This is a genomic window from Ferrigenium straubiae, from assembly GCF_051257895.1.
GTDB classification, from domain to species: domain Bacteria; phylum Pseudomonadota; class Gammaproteobacteria; order Burkholderiales; family Gallionellaceae; genus Gallionella; species Gallionella straubiae.
The window spans coordinates 816,123-836,202 of record NZ_CP194331.1 but is presented as its reverse complement, the minus strand read 5'-3'; the positions used below and the strand labels follow the sequence as shown (position 1 = coordinate 836,202).

16 protein-coding genes are annotated in these 20,080 nt (G+C 62.5%); 8 read left to right on the top strand and 8 right to left on the bottom strand.

Features of this window, described 5'->3' with window-relative positions:
* Positions 1 to 204: 204 nt before the first annotated feature.
* Positions 205 to 405: a hypothetical protein gene (locus tag ACRRNM_RS03835; protein ID WP_435626916.1), complete on the bottom strand. Its 201-nt coding sequence runs from the start codon at positions 403 to 405 to the stop codon at positions 205 to 207.
* Between the two features lie 171 nt (positions 406 to 576).
* On the opposite strand from ACRRNM_RS03835, the gene ACRRNM_RS03830 reads away from it, so the two are divergent.
* The 7 genes from ACRRNM_RS03830 to ACRRNM_RS03800 all read left to right on the top strand — a co-directional run bounded on the left by ACRRNM_RS03830 (position 577) and on the right by ACRRNM_RS03800 (position 8,826).
* On the top strand, positions 577 to 2,406 hold the full coding sequence (locus tag ACRRNM_RS03830; RefSeq protein ID WP_435626915.1) for a hypothetical protein: 1,830 nt from the start codon (positions 577 to 579) through the stop codon (positions 2,404 to 2,406).
* 67 nt (positions 2,407 to 2,473) lie between these two features.
* Positions 2,474 to 3,007: a nucleotide exchange factor GrpE gene (locus tag ACRRNM_RS03825; protein WP_435626914.1), complete on the top strand. Its 534-nt coding sequence runs from the start codon at positions 2,474 to 2,476 to the stop codon at positions 3,005 to 3,007.
* Positions 3,004 to 4,626: an Hsp70 family protein gene (locus tag ACRRNM_RS03820; RefSeq protein WP_435626913.1), complete on the top strand. Its 1,623-nt coding sequence runs from the start codon at positions 3,004 to 3,006 to the stop codon at positions 4,624 to 4,626. Before ACRRNM_RS03825 ends, ACRRNM_RS03820 begins: the two co-directional genes overlap by 4 nt.
* A gap of 170 nt (positions 4,627 to 4,796) precedes the next feature.
* Positions 4,797 to 5,420 carry a 4Fe-4S cluster-binding domain-containing protein gene (locus tag ACRRNM_RS03815; protein ID WP_435626912.1) on the top strand — a complete coding sequence of 208 codons (624 nt, stop codon included), beginning with the start codon at positions 4,797 to 4,799 and terminating at the stop codon, positions 5,418 to 5,420.
* Positions 5,421 to 5,487: 67 nt separating this feature from the next.
* Positions 5,488 to 7,101 carry an AAA family ATPase gene (locus ACRRNM_RS03810; protein ID WP_435626911.1) on the top strand — a complete coding sequence of 538 codons (1,614 nt, stop codon included), beginning with the start codon at positions 5,488 to 5,490 and terminating at the stop codon, positions 7,099 to 7,101.
* A gap of 110 nt (positions 7,102 to 7,211) precedes the next feature.
* Positions 7,212 to 7,535, top strand: coding sequence for a (2Fe-2S) ferredoxin domain-containing protein (locus tag ACRRNM_RS03805; protein WP_435626910.1), 324 nt, complete (start codon positions 7,212 to 7,214; stop codon positions 7,533 to 7,535).
* A 190-nt stretch (positions 7,536 to 7,725) separates the two neighbouring features.
* Entirely contained in the window at positions 7,726 to 8,826 is a 1,101-nt protein-coding gene (locus ACRRNM_RS03800) for a DUF484 family protein (protein ID WP_435626909.1), read from the top strand.
* Positions 8,827 to 9,080: 254 nt separating this feature from the next.
* Here ACRRNM_RS03800 and ACRRNM_RS03795 read toward each other — a convergent pair whose 3' ends face one another.
* The 7 genes from ACRRNM_RS03795 to ACRRNM_RS03765 all read right to left on the bottom strand — a co-directional run bounded on the left by ACRRNM_RS03795 (position 9,081) and on the right by ACRRNM_RS03765 (position 17,470).
* On the bottom strand, positions 9,081 to 10,298 hold the full coding sequence (locus ACRRNM_RS03795) for a hypothetical protein (RefSeq protein WP_435626908.1): 1,218 nt from the start codon (positions 10,296 to 10,298) through the stop codon (positions 9,081 to 9,083).
* A gap of 207 nt (positions 10,299 to 10,505) precedes the next feature.
* Positions 10,506 to 10,814, bottom strand: a complete 309-nt coding sequence (locus ACRRNM_RS03790) for a hypothetical protein (RefSeq protein ID WP_435626907.1) — start codon at positions 10,812 to 10,814, stop codon at positions 10,506 to 10,508.
* A gap of 219 nt (positions 10,815 to 11,033) precedes the next feature.
* Complete coding sequence (locus ACRRNM_RS03785) at positions 11,034 to 13,520, bottom strand: tetratricopeptide repeat protein (RefSeq protein WP_435626906.1); 2,487 nt, start codon at positions 13,518 to 13,520, stop codon at positions 11,034 to 11,036.
* Positions 13,521 to 13,662: 142 nt separating this feature from the next.
* On the bottom strand, positions 13,663 to 14,148 hold the full coding sequence (locus ACRRNM_RS03780; RefSeq protein WP_435626905.1) for a bacteriohemerythrin: 486 nt from the start codon (positions 14,146 to 14,148) through the stop codon (positions 13,663 to 13,665).
* Positions 14,149 to 14,295: 147 nt separating this feature from the next.
* Positions 14,296 to 16,266 carry a RelA/SpoT family protein gene (locus ACRRNM_RS03775; protein WP_435626904.1) on the bottom strand — a complete coding sequence of 657 codons (1,971 nt, stop codon included), beginning with the start codon at positions 16,264 to 16,266 and terminating at the stop codon, positions 14,296 to 14,298.
* Between the two features lie 70 nt (positions 16,267 to 16,336).
* Positions 16,337 to 17,320 carry a patatin-like phospholipase family protein gene (locus ACRRNM_RS03770; protein WP_435626903.1) on the bottom strand — a complete coding sequence of 328 codons (984 nt, stop codon included), beginning with the start codon at positions 17,318 to 17,320 and terminating at the stop codon, positions 16,337 to 16,339.
* A gap of 9 nt (positions 17,321 to 17,329) precedes the next feature.
* A complete protein-coding gene (locus ACRRNM_RS03765) occupies positions 17,330 to 17,470 on the bottom strand; it encodes a hypothetical protein (protein ID WP_435626902.1) in 141 nt (46 codons plus the stop codon).
* A gap of 259 nt (positions 17,471 to 17,729) precedes the next feature.
* Between ACRRNM_RS03765 and ACRRNM_RS03760 the strand changes: the two genes are divergently transcribed.
* Positions 17,730 to 20,078 carry a protein kinase domain-containing protein gene (locus tag ACRRNM_RS03760; protein ID WP_435626901.1) on the top strand — a complete coding sequence of 783 codons (2,349 nt, stop codon included), beginning with the start codon at positions 17,730 to 17,732 and terminating at the stop codon, positions 20,076 to 20,078.
* The last annotated feature ends 2 nt before the right edge of the window (positions 20,079 to 20,080 follow it).

Sequence of the window (20,080 nt, the reverse complement as noted above, 5' to 3'; positions counted from 1 at the left end):
ACTGATTGATCAAGTTCAGGGCCATAGTTCTTGGCTGTTGATATTACCAATGGTTAAACGGAATGAGCTGCGCGCTACAACGTCGAATTTGTGGCGTTTTTGTGGCGGTCAATAGCCGAATTATGATGAATCATGCTCAACCAGCTGCATTGCTATTGGTGGCTTCATTGGTCATGGGTTATCATGACCTATCGCCGCGGAGGTTCAAATCCTCTCGCCCCGACCAGTAATAAAATCAAGCGCATTACGCGATGTGTGCGCAATTTGAATTGCGACAGTTTTGATCGGCGCAGCTTTTCCCGCTTTTCCTTCCCTTCTCTGTTTGTTGGCAACATCGGCGCCGTTCGGCTCCTGCCTTGTCGCATGAACAGTCATTCCCCGCTCGTCTGCTGCTGAATTTTTCATGGGGCAAGCGCCCGAAATCGGTCATTCACCCACCAGAAATGATATTGGTCGCAGCGTGCGCTTAAAACCTTGCGCATCAAGAAAGTACAGTGGCATCATGCGCATCTGTGCCTTTAAAATGCCGGGCAGGTGAGGGAACGGGGAACATAACGAACGCACAATGCGATGCATATGACGCTCGAAGAAGAGAGGCGCAAGCTCCACGACGGCACCTTCCTGCTGGGCAGGTTTCGCAGGCTGTCTGCCATCCGCGAATTGACGGCGTCATCCGACCCGGCATCGGCAGTTGTTCTTGCCGAAGCGCTGATCCGGGGGCATCCCGATACCGCGCGGATCGACGCCGCCCTGCGGCAACTTTCAGCCGAGCGTGACACTGCCAAGGTGCGGGCTCTGTGGGAGCTTTGGGCGCAGGTGCCGAATGCGCCGGTCGCATCCATTCTCGTGCATCTGGGCTGGCCATCGGATAGGGGCGTGCAGGCAGAAACAGTACGCGACATCCTCGCTGCAGCGCATCAAGACGCAGCCCCGGAAATACTGAGAGCAGTGGCGGTTTTCGCGCGCAGCCTGCCGCTGGCGGAGGATCAAATCAATGATGTCCTCTGCGGCGCATGGGTGCGTTCGCGATCGGTTGAGCTGGGACAACTCATCGTCGAGCAGGGAAGGCAGCCCGGCACGCCGGCCGCGGCAATTGCGCTGGCCCAGGCGCTCGACAGCAATCATCCCGATGCCGCGCGGATCGACGCCGTTCTGCGGCAGCTTACAGCCGAACACGACACCGGCAAGGTGTTGGCTTTGTGGGGGCACTGGGCGCAGGCACCCACCGTGCGAGTCGCGGCCATTCTCGCGCATCTGGGCTGGCCGCCGAGTTGTGCGGCGCAGGCCAGAACAACGCGCGACATTCTCGCTGCGGCACATCAAGATGCAGCCCCGGAAATTCTGCAAGCGGTCACCCTCTTCGCACGCAGCCTGACGGTGACGGATGAGGAAATCAACGACGCCATCTACGCCGCGTGGGTGCGTTCCCAATCGGGTGATCTGGAACAACTCATCACCGAGCAGGAAAGACAGCCCGGCAACCCCGTGCTGGAAGCGCTGCATGCGCTGGTGGCGGGCAGGCTGCAGCGCTATGCAGCGCTGCACGACGAGAGCGGCCATTTGCTGATCCAGTCCTATGCGATGGCGCCCGAGCCGCTGCGCGAACGGCTCGCACGCGCGGTCGCCGCGAGCCACGACCGCCGCATCAAGGCCGCCTACCGCGAAGCACTGGCCGGCAGCGGTGCCGACGCGACCCGCAGCGTCGATAACCTCAGGCTGGTTGCCGACGAAGACGGCCTCTTCGAGTCCTGCCGCTCCCTCAGACTGATGCAGGTTCTCGATCTCTGCGAACGCTGGTCAGACATTGCCGCACGCCCCGGCGGCGTCAGCCAGCGTGCCGCCGTCGACCGCGCAGTAGCCGCCTACCGGCGCCTGAAAGGAATAAAGGCGGAGAGCGGCCCTGCGCTTCCCCCCGGTATGTTGGATATCTTCGACGGGTGGCGCGTGCAGGAGCCCGACGATGCCCAGCTGCGCAGCGACCTCGAGGCCGACGATCCCTTCGTCAAGGCGCGTGGCCTCTATCTCGGCTACAAGCGTGGCATCGCCGATGCGTCGCGAATCGCCGCTGCGGCAGCGAGTGCGCATTGGCCCGAGCGGCTGATCGCGCGGCTCGTCGATCTGGCATTCTGCGCACAGCCCGGCGAGGATCACGTATTCTGGGCCTCGGCATTTGCCTGTGATGCTGCGCTGCTCAATGCGCCGGTGGGCGGCACGCCCGAGGAGTATGCACGCCACACCGCGCTGCTCGCGGCCGGTAAGCTGGATGTGCGCAACCTCGGATTGCTGGAAATCCTGTGCGCATTCCAGGAAGTTTTTGTCGGCGCCGGCATTACGGTGGATACGGGCGCCGAGGCTACCGATCACCACGCCATCGAAGTCGAGGATGCTCCCGATGAAGTATTCTGAGAAGAATTTTCAAGATGTCTGAACTTCTTGTTGGCGGTCTATCGAAAGGAACAATGGGAATCCGATCATGACAGCGCAACCAAATAATTTCATGTCCCGCCTCCGCGCCGCGTTGGGCGCGTTGGCGGGAAGCGCCCCGGAAGATATGCGCAACCGCGTCGCGTCGCTGGAGCTCGATCTGCGTCAGAAGGACGGCGAGATCGCCGCGCTGCGCGAAGAATACGAGCGGCTGCGCGAGCAGGGCATACGCGAGCGCGACAGCGCGGCGAGCGCCGGATTCGATGCGCTGGCGCGGCGCCTCGCACCGCTGCTGGCTCAGCTTACGACTATGGAATCGCTGGCGGGCGGGGAGCGTGCGCCGCGTCTCAAAGACGTGTTCAGGCTGTTCGGCATGCTGGAAAAGGTGCTGGCCGAGGAGGGGCTCGCGCGCATCGGTGCGGTGGGCGAAGAGGCCGCCTTCGATGCGCGCTGGCATCAGCGCATCGGCGGCGCCGAGGTCGATGACGGTGACAGGATCAGGGTGCGCTTCGTCGGCTACCGCATGGGCGAGAACGTGCTGCTCAAAGCCATGGCCAGCCGCGCAGGCGAGGAAACAAGATGACGCTGGCGCTGGATTTCGGCACCTGCAACACCGTGCTGGTACGCTGGAACCCAGCCACGCGCCGCGCCGAAACCCTGCGCCTGGACGGGCTGACCAAGACCTACCGCTACCGGCTGCCGGGAGAGAACTCTGTGCAGGAATCGGCCGTAATCCCGTCGCTCGCGCACTACGGCGAAAGCCATACGCTACGCACCGGCGCCGAGGTGGAAAACGCCGGGCTTGCGAGCCATCGCGGCACCTTCAGTAAGTTCAAGCTCGACATCCTGCGCGACAACAACCGCGCACGCCGCATCCACGGCGACCTCATCACCCCGCGCCAGGCCGGCGAGGACCTGATCGGCCAGATCCTGATGTCCGCCGCAAACCACGCCGGCGAAGACCTCGTGGTCACGCTGCCGGTGGAGGCCTACGACAAGTATGCCGACTGGCTGCAGGACGCCGTGCTGAAGAGCTATCACGGCACGGTGCGCATGCTCGACGAAGCCACCGCCTGCATCCTCGGTTACGGCGAGCACGTGCGCGAAGGCCAGGTCTACGTGGTGTTCGATTTCGGCGGCGGCACGCTGGACGTGTCGGTGGTGAAGACGCGCGACATGGGCGCGGGGGAGACGCAATTGTGCGACGTGCTCGGGCGCGCCGGGGAGGAGATCGGCGGTGCGCTGGTGGACCAGTGGCTGCTGCGCCGGATGCAGGAGGCCAAACAGCTTACCGAAGATGATCTGGCGGACGTCGGCGTCGCCCTGCTGCATGCGGTGGAAGATGCCAAGATACGCCTCTCGGGCGGCGAAGAGCGCGTCGAGATCGAGCAGTTCAACGACATCACCGGCCGCCTCATCGGCCACGCCTTTACCGTCACTGAATTGCGCGAGTTGCTTGAACGGCCGCGTCCCGAATTGCGGGGTGTGAGCCTTTATGGGCTGGTGGTGCGCACGCTGGATCGCGCGCTGGAAACTGCGAGGAAATACGGCACGGAAAAATCGCAGGTGCGCGCAGTCTTCCTCGCCGGAGGCTCCAGCCTGCTGCTGGGCATCGCGCAGCGCGTGCGCGAGCAGTTCGGCGGCTGTCCGGTGCATTGCGAATCCCCGTTCGAGGCCGTTGCGCGCGGCGCGTGCCGCTATGCCGGCGAAGACCTCAACCAGAAGCTGGTGCATGACTACTGCCTGCGCAGCTGGGACCGCGAAGCGAAGGATTACGTGCTGGTGCCGGTGGTGCCGAAGGGAACCGCCTATCCGACCGAGGGCACGGTGAGCAACAAATTCATCAATGCCGCCTGCGAGGGGGCGACCAGGCTCGGCCTCGTGGTGACCGAGCGTTCCGTGATGGTGCGCCCGGAAACGGTTTACGAGATCGAAGGCGGCAGCCTCAGGCCGGTGCAGGTGCTGCGCCGCGAAGACATCGCGCTGCGCCAGATGAATCCCGGCGACTCGGAATTCATCCACGCCGACCCGCCCTGCACCCTCGGCGAGAAGCGCTTCGTCGCGGGCTTCGGCATCGATGCCAACAAGCGCCTCACGCTGTCGCTGAAGGACCTGCACCCGGACAGCCGTTCGTATGTGCAGCTGTCCAGCGGCGAGAAGATGGAGCTGCCGGTGAAGAACATGCCGTTCGTGAAACTCTAAGCGACGATGAATTCCATATTTGAACCACGAAGAACACGAAGGCCACGAAGAAGAACAATGGGCTATCTACAAAATTGGTTTCACCTTATGGGTAATCTTCCAATATCAAGCAATTCCCTGAGAAATCTTCGTGATCTCTGTGTCCTTCGTGGTGAAGTGAGTTTCTTGTAATGAGCAAACCATCCACCCTCAGGCTCGCCGCATTCCTGCCGCACTCGCGCGCCAACGGCCCCGGCCTGCGCTCGGTGCTGTGGGTGCATGGCTGCGCGCTACGCTGCGAAGGCTGCTTCAACCCGGACTTCCAGCCTTTCGCGGGCGGTTACGAATCTACGGTGGACGAGGCGGTCGCGCTGCTGCTGGCACAAGCGGATACCGAGGGCGTGAGCTTTTCGGGTGGCGAGCCCTTCGCGCAGGCCGCGGCGCTGGCCGAGGTGGCGGAGGCGGTGCGCGCCGTCGGCAAGGGAGTGATGGTCTTCACCGGCTACGAGGCCGCGACCCTGCGCACAAGCCGCAACCCCGGCGTGCGGCGGCTGCTTGCCGCCGCCGACCTGCTCGCGGCGGGCCCCTACCGGCGCGACCTGCCGCAGCACCACCCGCTGCTTGCGAGCAGCAACCAGGAACTGCTGTACTTGACCGAACGCTACCGCGGCGTAGAGTTAGGGCCGCGCCGCAGCGAATTCCGTATCGGCGTAGATGGCAGCGTGTCGGTGACGGGATTCCCGGTTGATGTAGATGTTGTAGGTCGGCCTTCAGGCCGACATGTCGGGCTCAAGCCCGACCTACGGGAGCCATGACAAGTTTTAATGATTCCAGAGACGCCACTAGACGGAGTTGGAATTACACGATAACCAGGAGCCGCACATGTCCTTTCAAGACGAACTGAAACTGCATTTCGACGCGCGCATCGCGGTGGTCAACGTGGTCACCAGCGAAGAGGGGCGGGTGCTGCGCGAACTCATGGAGCTGTCCGGACGTCCCGGCTGGCCCGAGGGCGAGGGGCTCTATACCTGGGACATCGGCGACCAGTTCGTCTGCCTCAGGCGCGCGAAAGAGCCGTTTGACGACAAGCGCGAGGCCACGGCCGACACCATCCTGCGCATGATCCGCGACTACAGGGGCAGCGCGACCTTCGTGCTCAAGGATTTCCACCAGATATGGGAAGCCAAGCGCGGCGCGCTGCGCAGCCTGCGCAACCTCGCGGCGCAACTGCCGGAAATTCAGCCACGCAAGAACATCGTCATCATCACACCTGAATACTGCCTGCCGCTGGAGCTCAAGCACGACGTGCCGGTGCTGGAGCTCGCCAAGCCCAACGCCGAGGAGATGGACGCGCTGCTGGAGCGCACCGCCGGCGCGAGCGGCGCGCTTGAACAGGTCGAGCCGTCGCTGCGCATCAAGCTGGTGGAGGCCGCGCTCGGACTGACCAGCACCCAGGCCGAGCGCGTGTTCCGCAAGGCCGTGGTGACGGCGAGCCGGGGCCGTTCCGGCGCACGTCTGGACGAGCGCTGCGCCGACCTCATCACCGAGGAGAAGTGCGCGATCATCCGCGAGAGCGGCATGCTGGAACTCTATCCCTATGTGGAGAACGCCGACCGCATCGGCGGCCTGGACGAACTCAAGGACTGGCTGGAATTGCGCCGCATGGCTTTCTCCGAAGAGGCGCGCAACTATGGCCTGTCGAAGCCGCGCGGCGTCGCGCTGATCGGCATTCCCGGCACCGGCAAGAGCCTGACCGCCAAGGTCGCGGCGGGCATGTGGGCGCAGCCGCTGCTGCGCCTCGATATGGGCGCGGTGTTCGGCGGCCTGCTGGGCGCGTCGGAAAAGAACATGCGCGAAGCGATGGAGATCGCCGAGGTGATCGCGCCTTGCGTGCTGTGGGTGGACGAGATCGAGAAGGCCTTTGCCGGCTCGATAGGAGACAGCGGCACCGCCGCACGCGTGCTCGCCACCTTCCTGACCTGGATGCAGGAGAAGCAGGCTCCGGTGTCGGTATTCGCGACCGCCAACAACATCCGGCACCTGCCGACCGAGTTTTTGCGCAAGGGACGTTTCGACGAAGTGTTCTTTCTCGACCTGCCCACCCTCACCGAGCGCGAAGAAATCCTGGAGGTGCTGCTCCGGCAGAACCGCATCACCGACATCCGCAACAAGTTCGACCTGTCGCACGTCGCGAAAGCAACCGAGGGCTTCGTCGGGGCGGAACTGGAGGCGGTGGTCAACGCCGCGCAGTTCCCGGCCTTCATCGACGGCGGGCGCGAGGTCGAGACCGCCGATCTGCTCGCTGCCGCCGCCACCATGGTGCCGCTCGCCAAATCGCACCGCGAGCATATCGAGGAACTGCGCAAGCTGGTCATCTTCGGCCAGGCGCGCAACGCATCGCGCAGCGCGAAAACCGAGGAGGTCAATATCGAGAAGCTGGACGACAATCGCGCCCCCGGCGAGCCGCGCAGGGTGGAACGCAAGATGGACCTGTAGGGCGGAAAAATGCAGCGCGCTTGTCAAGAACAGGGATTCCTCCCTTACAATGGCGGCCCCTCCGGCATGGATGAAACCGGAACCAATAATAGATTAACCAGGAGACAGGAATGGGCAAGCCAAAAAAACACGTATTCATCTGCACGCAATCCCGCCCGGAGGATCATCCGCGCGGTTCATGCGCGGCGAAAGGCAGCGGGGCCGTGTTGCAGGAGTTCATGCAGCAGTTTGAAAAGAGACAGTTGTGGGGGCGCTATGCGGTAGCCGGCACCAGTTGCCTCGGCACCTGCGGCACCGGCCCCAGCGTGCTGGTCTATCCGGAAGGCGTGATGTACGGTGGCGTAAAACCGGAAGACGTGAACGCCATCATCGAGGAGCACCTGCTCGGCGACAAGCCCGTGGAAAGGCTGAAATTGCCTGACGTGATCTGGTGAAAACAGTCGTTAGACGCTAGTCGCTAGTTAGCCATGGATGGTTATTCAACTGACGATTGGCGGCTATTGATTCGGCATGAATATAAATCACGTTCGCCCTGAGGTATCGAAGGGGGAACGTCACAAAACAAGGGGCCACTTCGGAAAGCAGCTCCTAAAGAACCGGATTGGGTAGCCGATAACGCAGGAAATGAATAATCATCTCCAGTCCGAGAATCATTTACTCCGCCAGCAGCTCGAAGCGCTGCTGCACGAGGCACGGCAGAACGAAAGCAAGATGCGCCGCTTCGACCAGCTCCAGCGCCAGTTGATCGGCGCCGATTCCCTCCCGGAACTGATTCACCTCCTGCTCTCCGAGTACAGGCTGGCGTTCGGCGTGGAGTTCGTCACGCTGGCGCTGGTCGATCGGGAGCACGAGGCCAGCCGGATTCTCGAAAGCGGGGCCGGCAACGAAGAGGCACGCAACGGCCTCACGCTGCTCAAGTCGCCCGCCGCGCTCGAAGCCCTGTACGGCGGGAAACGCAGTCCGTATCTGGGCGCCTTCGACGCCAGGCACCACCAGCCCCTCTTCAAGGCTCCCGCGAAGGCGGTCGCATCGGTCGCGCTCATGCCGCTCATGCGGCACGGCGAACTGATCGGCAGCCTGCATCTCGGCAGCGCCAACCCGGAGCGTTATAGCGCCGGCTGCGGGACGGACTTCCTCGAACGGTTGGCCGAAATCGTCGCGATCTGCCTGGAGAACGCCCTCTCGCAGGAGCGCCTGAAGCGGATGGGGCTGACCGACGCGCTGACCGGCGTGCAGAACCGCCGCTACTTCGAGCACCGCTGCCAGATCGAAATCAGCCAGGCCCGCCGGCACAAGCATCCGCTGGCCTGCATGTTTCTCGACATCGACAGGTTCAAGAGCATCAACGACACCTACGGCCACCAGACGGGCGACGAGGTGCTGGTGGGCGTGGCCAGCTTCATCCAGTCGCAGTTGCGCGTGGGCGACACGATCGCGCGCTATGGCGGCGAGGAATTCGTCGTGCTGCTGCCGCAGACCGATATGTACCATGCCAGCCAGATCGCGGAACGGATACGCCGCTGCATCGCAGAAGAAAACATCTACGCGCAATCCGGGCAGTCGATCAACCTCACCATCTCGATCGGAATCTCCATGCTGCCCGCCGCGGACCCTGCCGCAGGGAACCACCAGCTCGCCGACCGCATGGTTGCCGCCGCGGACAAGGCGCTCTACCAGGCCAAGCATGAGGGACGGAACAGGGTGATCTGCGGGGAGCCTGCCTGAAGCTGCCTTCAAAATTGCTGCGGAGGGCGTCTGCGGCGTTGCGCGGTGCTCGCAATCCTCATGTACTTGTGTACATTCCGGTTGCTGCGCTCCGTGCGCCTTGCATCCATCCCTCCTCGCGAATTTTTAAGGCAGCTTCTAGGTAGCTGCCTCGCTTAATTCAATCCACGGCTTCGGGTTGTAAAATAATGCGAGGCTGCCCCTTTTAGTTGCTTGTTGCGCGAGGTCCGTGTTGACCGAGAGGTTAGCCATCGTCATGGCGCTTGGTATTTCTTGATTCTTAGCGTTTCATGTAGCTTTTCGATGCTCTCAATAGCCAAGTAGCTACTGTTGGCTAAGAGCTCAATTGCGACAGATCGAGCAATGTGTATGAATGTGGCGAGGTCTTCTTCGGGAACGCTATCTTTACCGGAATGAACGACTGCGGATCGAATCCCGTAGAGTCGCTTAACAGTAGCCTCAATATGCACACACGACTCAGGCGTGCTTCCCAGGATATGAGCGCAACTTTCAGATATCTGCGCCATGATTGATGGAGTAATTACACCTTTTTCGGTCGCGCTAAAGAGGACTTCGAGGGAAGTAGCTGCCTTGATGAATGCGCTAGCCGGATTTGGGTCAATGAGGGCCTGTGCAGTCCATTCAACGCTGCGAAGTATTCGCCTCTCAAGACTGTTGCACTGAGAGGCTAAGAGACCGAGCAACCGTGCAAACTCTTGGCTTGGCTTAGAAAAATACTCATCGTCAAGGGGGATGGCCTCTATCGAGCCTTTGCGAGAATTGCCCGCAGTAATGTGATTGTCATTGAACAGGTAGTGCTGAGAAAGGCGTGAGCCAGCATAGTTGAGGATGCCGAATTCAAAGCGCTCCGTTCGGTGGCCAATCATGAAACGTATGGTCGATTCCAGCTTGGCAAAGAGAATGTCTGCAAGTTCCAGGGCCTTCTGTTCGTCTCGGGCCTGAACCTTACATTCAGCCAGCAGGCCATGCTTAGATTCGTTCCATACCCAAGAATCATTAGTTACATGTGGCCCTGTAATCAGCGATTTGTGGCGATGCCAATCGTAGATCGTAAAGCACGATATGTTCAGCGGGTCCGTGCTATTGGAGAAAGATGCGCCAAACACCTCTCGAAGTACGCGATGCTCTACGATTGGAATTGCCTCTATGCTTTTCCAGAATACATCGCAATCTCCTTTCGTAAAGTCAATAGCCGCCTTCTTCTTGATCTGTAAGGTTGGCACTAGCAGTTGTGTAAACTTTGCTTTTGACAAGGTGCCAGAGACACCTGTTTCCATAAGCTTATTGATCGTTTGGTCAAACGTTCTTCTGTTGTCATCGCCGACAATGTTCAGAGCTTCTGGCCCAAAGCCAAAAGTCTGTCTTGAGCCGGGCTTATCAAACGCGATATGGCCCAGAGAGCATACGGTTAGTGCTTCGTTCAGTATTTTTAGTCGGTCCTTCTGTGACATCGATTCTTCCTCTTGGGCAAATGCTCTGCGTCTCTTGGCTATGAAGTACGCAAGCCAACTGGCGAGCGCTGAAGTGCCAATTCCCAAGAGTAGCGACGCGGCATCAATCCCATATGCAGGTGACAACATTGATGATGGCTAACATAAAGTAGACGCCCTAAAAAATCCCGGGAAAGGCACCTTCGAGTAGCGGGTGGTTTGTTCTCTTCAGTGTTTCCGGGAAGTCTCGGCGGGCGGCTGGCTCAGGATGCTCGCCATCTCCTCGTTGCTGAGGAATGCGCCTCCGTGATCCGAATGGAGCGCCTCGATCTTGTCGCCCTTGCTCCGGTATTCGAGGACCTTGTTGATGACGTCGATGCATTCCTTCAGCGCTTTTTCCGCGCTTTCGAAATAGGTGCCGACGGTGAACGCGGTGATGTTCATGAGGACGAAGATTTTCTGGTCTTCATCGGCGCAGAGGCTGATGTAAATCGGTGCTCCCGTTATCGTCTTGACCCTGATCAACTGACTTTGCATTTTATCTCCTGATTGTTATTCAACTGGCTCGCCGAACTATACATGCGTGTGCCGGCAGCGGCTAGTTGTGTGACACCCGCGCCGTCATTCCGGCGCAGGCCGGAATCCAGTGGGTTTAAAACAAAATGCATTTTTGTCTTGCTGGATTCCGGCCTGCGCCGGAGTGGCGGAATTTTTTGATTCCCCTGATTTCATTCCGCGCTCTTCAATTTGTAAACCTCACTCATTCTTCTGCACCCAGAAGTGGTACATGCTCCCGAAGGTATCGGGATTCTCGTTCTCGAAAACCTGCCACTGCGCAAGATCGGTGGCGGCGCGGTCTTCGGGGACACGCTGCCGGTAGGCGTGCAGCACCTCGGCGCCGATTTCGAAGCCGAGGAAGGTCAGCTTGTTTTTTCGCAGGAATTCCTCGATGCCCGCCAGCGTCATGCCGTGTTCGTGCACGTGGAACAGCAGGTCGCGGCAGGTGCTGGTGCTGAAGAAATCCGCCGAGTTCAGCGCCGCGCCGAACTCCGCATGGTTGCCCGCATCGATCAGGTCCTGGCGGAAGCGCCGGATTTCTTCGGGCGAGGAGCCGTAGCCGCGCTCGGCGATGAAGTCCCATATGCCTGTGATGTTCCGCCGCGCCGTCGCGCTGTAGAGGCCGAGCTCCATGAAGCCGCCGGGGCGCAAGAGGGAGAGCAGCGCCTGCCATCCGGCATACGGGTCGGCGAGGTGGTGCAGCACGCCGACCGATTCGATCACGTCGAAGCTGCGCCCGAGCGAGCCGAGCCTCAGCAGGTCGGCCTGCGCGTATTCGACCGAGGTCAGGCCGAGCTCCTGCGTCTTGCGTTTCGCGTAGGCGAGGCTGCTCAGGCTGAGGTCGATGGCCAGCACCTGCGCGCCTTCGATGCGCTGCACCGTGGCGATGGAATGCTGGCCGGTGCCGCAGCCCGCGACGAGCACGTCGATGCTGTCGCTTTTGCCGGGGCGCTTGAAGGAAGCCAGCGGAAACTTTTGCGATAGATAGGCGGAGATGTCTTTTGCCTTCACCACAGGATCGGGCCTGATCCAGCGCGGGTAGAGGTTCTCCTCGTACTGGTTCTGCACGAGCAGCGACACCTCGTCCTCGATGGCGGTCAGCCGCGGTATGGCGGCACGCAGTTCCCGCTCTTCCGCCGGTTCTTGCACCTGTTGTTTCAGGATGGCCGCGACTTCCTCGGGCCATTGTTTTTCAAGCAGCCGCCCGGCGAGCGGAAGGGAGCCGAGCGGAAAATAGGCCGCGACCGCAGCAAGCCACAGCGGAGGTATTTGCGCACCCGCTTGCAGCGCCGCGGCCAGCGAGTCGCGCAATTCTCCCGCCTTGCCGATTTCTCCATCGGTGAACGAAAACACGTATTCGTTGATGAAGCATTGGCGCGCCAGCACGCTGCAGAAACTCAAGGCGGCACCGGTTTCGTCGCCCGCCATGGAGGCTTCGAGCAGGGCATGGCGCGCGAGGGTCAGGAAGCGTTCCGTTTCGATATCGCAGACGGGCATCGCATCGAGCAGGGCGATGAGCAGCGCATCGTTGGCGAGCGCGGCAAGGCCGTCAACATAAGGCCCGCGTAGCGATTCGTTTGCCCCCTCGCCCGCAGGGATTGAAGATTGCTCTTTTCGTTCGCCTCCTCTCCCGCTTGCGGGAGAGGATTGAGGAGAGGGCATCGGGAGAGGGTTGGGGAGAGGGGAGGGGCCGAATAGCTCCTGCGCCGCGAGCCGTTGAGGCCAGGCATTGGCTGCGCGCGCCACGCATTCCCCGATGTCCGGGTTGAGCCTGACGAGGCCGAAGCCGGCCTGCGCCAGTTCGCTCGGCCGCCCCCAGGGTTCGGTCAGGGCGCGCACCATCGCCGCGCGGACGCCGCTGTCGTCCTGCGTGAAGTGCAGGTGTTTCGCGCAGGCGACGAAGATGTTTCTGGCTTCCGGCGTTTCTCTGTATTGCAGGGAGTGGTACACGACGTTCAGGGCCGTTGCCGGATCGCCCTGCGCATTGAGCAGCAGGGCGAGGCTGTTGAGCGCTTCGACGAAATCCGGCCTGATCTGCAGCGCCAGGCGCAGGCTGGCTTCGGCATCGATGGGCTGTCCCAGTTCGCTGAGGGTGTTGCCGAGGTTGCAGTGCGCCTCGGCGTAACCCGGCCTGATCTGCAGCGCACGCCGGTAGCTCGCGGCGGCCTCATCGAGCTGCCCCATGTCCTTGAGGGTGTTGCCGAGATTGTTATGCGCTTCGACGTAATTCGGCCTGATCGCCAGCGTGCGGCGGTAGCTTGCGGCGGCTTCGTCCAGCCGCCCCAGGTTATGCAGCGTGCTGCCGAGGTTGTAGTGCACCTCTTCGTCGTCCGGCAGCAGTGCCGCCGCTTTCTGCAGGGAGGCCAGCGCGTCCGCGCTTCGACCCAACTGATTGGCTGCCGCGCCCAATACCTTCCAGCCGAAACCGTAGCGCGGAAAATTATCCGTCACCGAGCGCGCTAGATGCTCGGCTTCCATGTAGCGCTGCTGGTTGAAGAGCGACACCAGGGCGCCGATTTCCCGATGGCCGGGCGTCCCTTGTGCGGCAGGCACTTCTGGCGCAGCGAAATGAGCCGGTGGCCGCGGAGGCGGAAATGCCGCGCCTGCTTCGAGTTTGTCGGAACAGCACTTCTTGTATTTTTTTCCGCTGCCGCAGGGGCAGGGGTCGTTTCTTCCGGATTTCACGCTTGCCATCCTTGTTCGTCGATGCACCGGAGAGCGCCTCGCATAGCCTGCCGGGCAAGCCTCCTCTGCCCATTATGAGGCTTCACCTGTTACGCGGGGGCGCGTTTTGGGGCGGGATGCGAGGCTTCGGAAAGCTTGCCGCTTAATTGCCCATGGCCAGGGAGTTTTTGTACGACGGGATATATTCATACTGGCAGTTCCCAAAAGCCGGCTTCATCTGCATGTCATCCTCGGTGATATGCCCGACCAGCCAATCGCGCAGAAATTGATAGAGCGTCCTGATCTTGTTGCCGGGCATGGTCCAGTTGTTTGCTGCCAGTTCGTCCCGCAGGTATTGAAGCTCGTCCAGCAAACGCCGATGCGCGAGGTCGTGGCGGCCGAAATCAAGGCCGATGGAGAGCGCAAAGATTCTCTCATTTTCAAAATGAGTCACCAGCCAGGTTTCGAGCAGTTCAAACGCACCAGGCAGTTCGGCGGCATTCCCCGCTTCGATCATGCGCAGGATGTTATTGATCTTGCTTATCAGGTTTCGATGCTCCGAGTCCAGTATTGCGTTTCCAATACTCAACTGCTTCGACCAGGCAAAGCCAGCCGGGCGCCTGCTTTTCCACCATATGATTTTTTCCATTGTCCGTTAAAGGCCGCTGTAAAAAAGGCGCGCACTATATCCATCCTCTCCGGAAATTCATATATGCCTGAATGCCTATATATTTCGGCCTAGTTCTTTCGGGTAATACGGACTAGTTCTTTTGGCGAATTGGCGATCGGATTTTTCCTACTCTCTCGCCCAGACCGCGCCGAGCATCCGGTCGCGCTTGTCTTCCGGCACGCGCTGCATGAAGGCGCAATCCTGCCGGTGGATGGTGATGCCGCGGTCGCGCGTGACGTAGCCGGTGATGGCCGCAGGCTTCTCCGGCTTGCAGCACCTGGCCAGCTTGATCATCAGGTTGTCCACTCCTTCGATCAGCACGCCCGTTGCGGAGTTGCGCCGCATGGCGGGCTTGCGGGAAACGGGTTGCGGAGCGGCTGCCGGCTTCGCGGGAACCTCCTGCTGGACGGCAAGGCTGACGCGGTGCGGAGTGATCTCGCCGCGTCCGAGGGCGGCGAGCAGTTCTTCCAGTTTGTGGAAGTGCAGGCGCTGCGCGATTTTCTCCTGGTTGACGGAACTCACGCCGAGGCGCTGCAGTTCGCGCTCGAGCAACGTTCTTCCCTGCGCGATGCTGTCGTCGAGGTTTTGCGTCTTGAACCAGTGCCGCACCTTGGCGCGCACGCGCGCGCTCCTGATGTAGCCGAGCCGCGGGCTGAGCCAGTCGCGGCTCGGCGCGCCCTGTTTTGCGGTGAGGATTTCCACGCGCTGCCCGTTCTGCAATGGGTATTTGAGCGGCACGATGTTGCCGTCCACCTTGGCGCCGCGCGTGCGGTGGCCGAGATCGGTGTGCAGGGTGTAGGCGAAATCCACCGGGGTCGCGCCCCTCGGCAAGTCCAGCACCTTGCCCTGCGGCGTGAATACGTACACGCGGTCCTGCAGCAATTCGTTCCTGAACTGCTCCTGCAGGTTGCCGCTGTCGGCCAGCTCCGCCTTCCACGCGAGAATCTGGCGCAGCCAGGCGAGTTTGTCATCGAATCCGGTTTCGGACTTTTTGTTTTCCTTGTAGCGCCAGTGCGCGGCGACGCCGAGTTCCGAGTCGTGATGCATCTCGTGGGTACGGATCTGCACTTCCACGGCAAGGCCTTTCGGGCCGGTCACGGCGGTGTGTAGCGAGCGGTAGCCGTTGCCCTTGGGGTTCGCGATGTAGTCGTCGAACTCGCTGGCGATGGGCGGCCAGAGCTCGTGCACCACCGAGAGTGCCGCGTAGCAATTCTGAACATCGCTTACCAAAATGCGCACAGCGCGCACGTCGTAGAGCTCGCCGAACTCGACACGCTTGCGCTTCATCTTGTTGATGATGCTGTGGATGTGCTTGGGGCGGCCGGTCACCTCGGCCGCGATGCCGGCCGCATCCAGCTTTTGTTTGAGCCGCGCGATCACCTCCGCGATGTAGCGCTCCCGGTCTACGCGGCGCTCGTCGAGCAGCCTCGCCACCTTCTTGTAGAGCGTCGGCTCCAGGTGGCGCAGCGACAGGTCTTCCAGTTCCCACTTGAGCTGCCACACGCCGAGCCGGTTCGCGAGCGGGGCGAAGATGCTCTGCGTCTCGCGCGCGATCTGTTCCTGCTGCTCCGGTCTTGCGCCGGACAGGTTGCGCAGGGTCTGGGTGCGCTCGGCGAGCTTGATGAGCACGACGCGGATGTCTTCCACCATCGCCAGCAGCATCTTGCGCAGGCTCTCGATCTGCCGCGCGGCCTCGTCCTTGTCCTGCGCGCCGCGTATCTCGCTGAACAGGCGGATGCGCTCCACGCGCGAGATGCCCTCGACCAGCGCCGTCACGCTGCGGCCAAAAAGCCCGGTCAGCGCCTCGGCCCATTCATCGAGGTAATCCGGCACGGCGTGCAGCACGGCGGCCGCGATGGTTTCGTGGTCGAGGCGCATGCCGATCAGGATGGCCGCCGAGCCGAACGCGTGCCGCAAAAGCGGCGTGCCGGTGACTTCGGTCTGCCCGTGGTAGAGCGGCGCGGCGAATTCGCACGCCTTGCGGATCAGCGCAATCTCGGCGGGCGGATAAGCGGGAGGCAGCGCGGCCAGCCAGGCCTGGATGTCTGCGCTGTCCTCGCCCGCGAGAGGGGGAAAGTCGTGCTGGACGGAAACCATGTGTTTCAGGCTCGGTGGAAAATCCTGATGCGGAGATTACACGGATTGAGCCGCGTTCACTACCGCGGCATTACGAGGGAGAGGATATTTTTTCGATCATCTCGGGCGGCAGCGCCGCCAGTTGCCGCCGCGTGTGCTCGTAGCCGATCGCGATGATCTCCTCGGCGCGGTCGAATTCCAGGAAGCGGATATGCCCGAGCGGCGGCTGGATGATGACATCCGGCCGGTCCAGGCTGAGGCGCGTCCGGGTGATGCGCGTTTCCATGATGTTGATCGAGGCCAGCAGCACCTCGAAGATGCTCGGCAGCGGCTCCTGGGAAGCCCACTGCCTGAATTGCGCCGAGACGGGATTGTCCCCCGCGAGGAGCTTCTGCCGGATGTCCTTCATCGACAGGCGGTAATCGCCCACCCAGCGCGAGAACATGCCGGGTGCGGTGTCCGCCTTTTCCCCGTTCAGCAGCGGTTTCAGGTTTTTTCCGGCGACGATCTCGTGGTTGAGGTCGACCGCGATCACGATGCCGGCGCCCATGGCGCGGGCCGCGCTCACCGGCACCGGGTTGGTGATGCCGCCGTCCACGAGGATATGCCCGTTGCTGCGCACCGGCGTGAAGATGCCGGGCACCGAGATGCTCGCACGCACCGCCTCGATCACGTCGCCGCTCCTGATGACGACTTCCTCGCCGCTGACGATGTCCGTCGCCACGGCGGCGAAAGGAAGCGGCAGCGCCTCGATGCTGTCGGCATGGATATGCGCGCGCACCAGTTCGCTGATTCTCGCGCCGTCGAGCAGGCCGGACTTGGGCAGGACGACGTCGAAGAAGGAGGCGGTTTTTTTCCAGTCGAAGCCGAGGAAGGCGGCTTCCAGTTCGTCCAGCTTGCCGGCCGCGTGGATCGCCCCGATGAGCGCCCCCATGCTGGTGCCCGCGATGAATCCGACCTCGATGCCGGCGTCCTCGATGGCGCGGATCACGCCCAGGTGCGCGAGTCCGCGCGCCGAGCCGCTGCCCAGCGCCAAGCCTACCCCGGGGCGACGGTCAGGCTCGATGGACTGCATGTCGGGAGGCTAAAAAACAGGGAGGTTCAGGAGGATGAAGACCATCAAGGCGATGCTGAACGCCGCGATTATCCAGTCGATAGCGGTGAAAGGCGGGCGGTGGTTTGCCTCGCTGCCGTTTGTTGATTTTTCCATTGTGCTTTCGTCCATGACGCGGCTCCCTTCAATATCGGATATTCATTTCGGGCGCATCATACGTCCATTACCGTCCGCCTGGGTACGCCGTACAGCACAGGCTAGCCGCAATCTATGTCTTTCCCGGCCAACGGTCAATGCGTTAAATTACCCATATGGCGCCGGATTGCACATGTGCTAAATTGCTCGGGGGGATGCCGGATTCAGAGGTTTGCTGTAGTAACAATTTTCGCATCACTCATAACCGCGACCACATACAGAAAGGCATGACTGCATGAGTCCAGCCACTTCGACCGATACGCCGCAAAAGCGCGTGGGCGATTTTGCCCTCGATCAGGCGCCGCTGCAGCGGGATGGGTTCAAGACTGTATATGCCGCCGGCAACCTTGCGCCGCAGGGAAACGGCTGGCCGCAGCGCGTGGCAGTGTGCATCCCCCATGCGCAGGATGAGGAGGCGCGCGCGCTGCTCGAACATGAGCTGCGCGCGGTTCGCACGCTGCAGCATCCCGGCATCGCCACGGCGTTTGGCATCGGCGAGGCGGACGGCTGTTTGTTCGCCGTGGCGGAGCTGGTGCAGGGAGAGTCCCTCGACCGCATGCTCGAGCGGCGCGGCCCGCTGCCGCTCGCCGAGACGATCGGCATCGCGGCGCAGGCCGGTGCCGCTCTCGACTACGCCCATCAGGGGCTGACGGTACACCGCGACATCCGGCCTTCCTGCATCGTCGTGCAGCCGGACGGCGCGGTGAAAATCCTCGGCTTCGGCCTGACCCGGTTGATGAAGCATTCCAAATCCGCACGGACGGCAACGGCCTATCTCGCGCCCGAACAGTTCGGGGACGGCGCGGGTTGCAGCGCCGATCTGTGGGGGCTGGCGGTGATCGTCTTCGAGGCGCTGACCGGCAAGCTGCCTTTTAATGCGCCGGACGAAGAAGCCCTGAAGCAGCGCATCCTCTACGACCAGCCCGACCTGTCGCCGCTGGAAACCGGCGCGTTCGATGTACGGTTGCCGCGCGTGATTGCCAAGGCGCTGGAGAAAGACCCGGAGCAGCGCTACAAGAGCGCGGCGGAATTCGTCGCCGACCTGCGCACCGTAGCGCGCCACGCCGCGATGGCGAACGATGTCGAAGGCCGCATCGAGGTCCATCTGCGCGCCCATTTTCCGCTGCTCTGGCTGCAGACCCATGAGGAAGAGCGCGCGCTGGCCTCGCTGCTGCGCGTGCGCGAGGCGATGGCGGCGAAGAAGGACATCAGCCTCTACGTGTGGAGCGCGACGCGCGGCCTGTGCGACCGCGAGGGCAAGGAGGTCGCGCCGCAGACTGCCGGCGATCCGGTGGAGGCGCTGGAGCACGTGTTCCACGGCCCCGCCGAGGCGATCTACGTTTTCCTCGACATGCAGCGGCACTTCACGCCGGTGATCGTGCGCCTGATCCGCGATGCGGTATGGACGGTCAAGCACATGCGCAAGAGCCTGGTGTTCGTCGGGGCATCGGCGGAGGTGCCGGAAGAGCTGGGCGCGGACGCGACCCTGTTCTACTACCCGCCGCCCGACCTGGCGGAGATGGAGCGGCTCGCGGACGAGGTTGCCGCGCAGGAAGGTCAGCCGGCGCCCGACGGAAAAATCAGGGACACGCTCGCGCGCGCGCTACTCGGGCTCACGCGGCGCGAGGCGGAGCGCGTGCTGCGCCGCGGCATCGCGCAGCGCGGCGCGCTCGATGCCGGCTGCGCCGAGGGCGTGCTGGACGAAAAGGAGCAGACGGTGCGCAAGGACGGCGTGCTGGAATTCTGCCGCCCGCGCGTGAGCTTCGCCGACGTCGGCGGGCTGGAGCCGCTCAAGAACTGGTTTGCGCGGCGGCGCCAGGCATTCGATCCCGAGGGCCTGCGCTTCGGTCTGCGCCCGCCACGCGGCGTGGTACTCGCGGGCGTACCCGGCTGCGGCAAGAGCCTCACCGCGAAGGCGCTCGCGGCCGATTGGGAAGTGCCGCTGCTGCGCCTCGACCTCGGCAAGGTGTACGGCTCGCTGCTCGGCGAATCGGAAGACCGGCTGCGGCGCGCGCTATCCACCGCCGAGGCGGTGAGCCCCTGCGTGCTGTGGATCGACGAGCTGGAGAAAGCCTTCAGCGGCCTCGGCAACGTGCGCGACAACGGCGTGGCGCGGCGTCTGTTCGGCACCTTCCTCACCTGGCTGGAAGACCGCACCGCGCCGGTGTTCGTCGCCGCCACGGCCAACGACATCCAGCACCTGCCGCCGGAATTCACCCGCAAGGGGCGTTTCGACGAGATATTTTTCGTCGACCTGCCGAGCCAACGTGAGCGTGCGAGCATCTTCAATTTGCATCTTGCAAGGCGCGGGCGCGACCCGCAAAGTTTCGACGTCGCCGTGCTGGCCGAGGCCGCCAAAGGCTATTCGGGCGCGGAGATCGAGGCGGCGGTGGTGGACGGCCTGTATCGCGCCTTCGACGATGGAGCCCGGCCGCTCGCGGAAGCGGATATCCGTGCCGCGCTGGAGGCCGCCGTGCCGCTCGCGAAATCGCGCGCCGCCGATATCGCCCGGTTGCACGCCTGGGCGGAGGAGAACGCCCGTCCGGCACAGGTGCGCGAACGCCCCGGCGCCATGGCCTGCTGAAT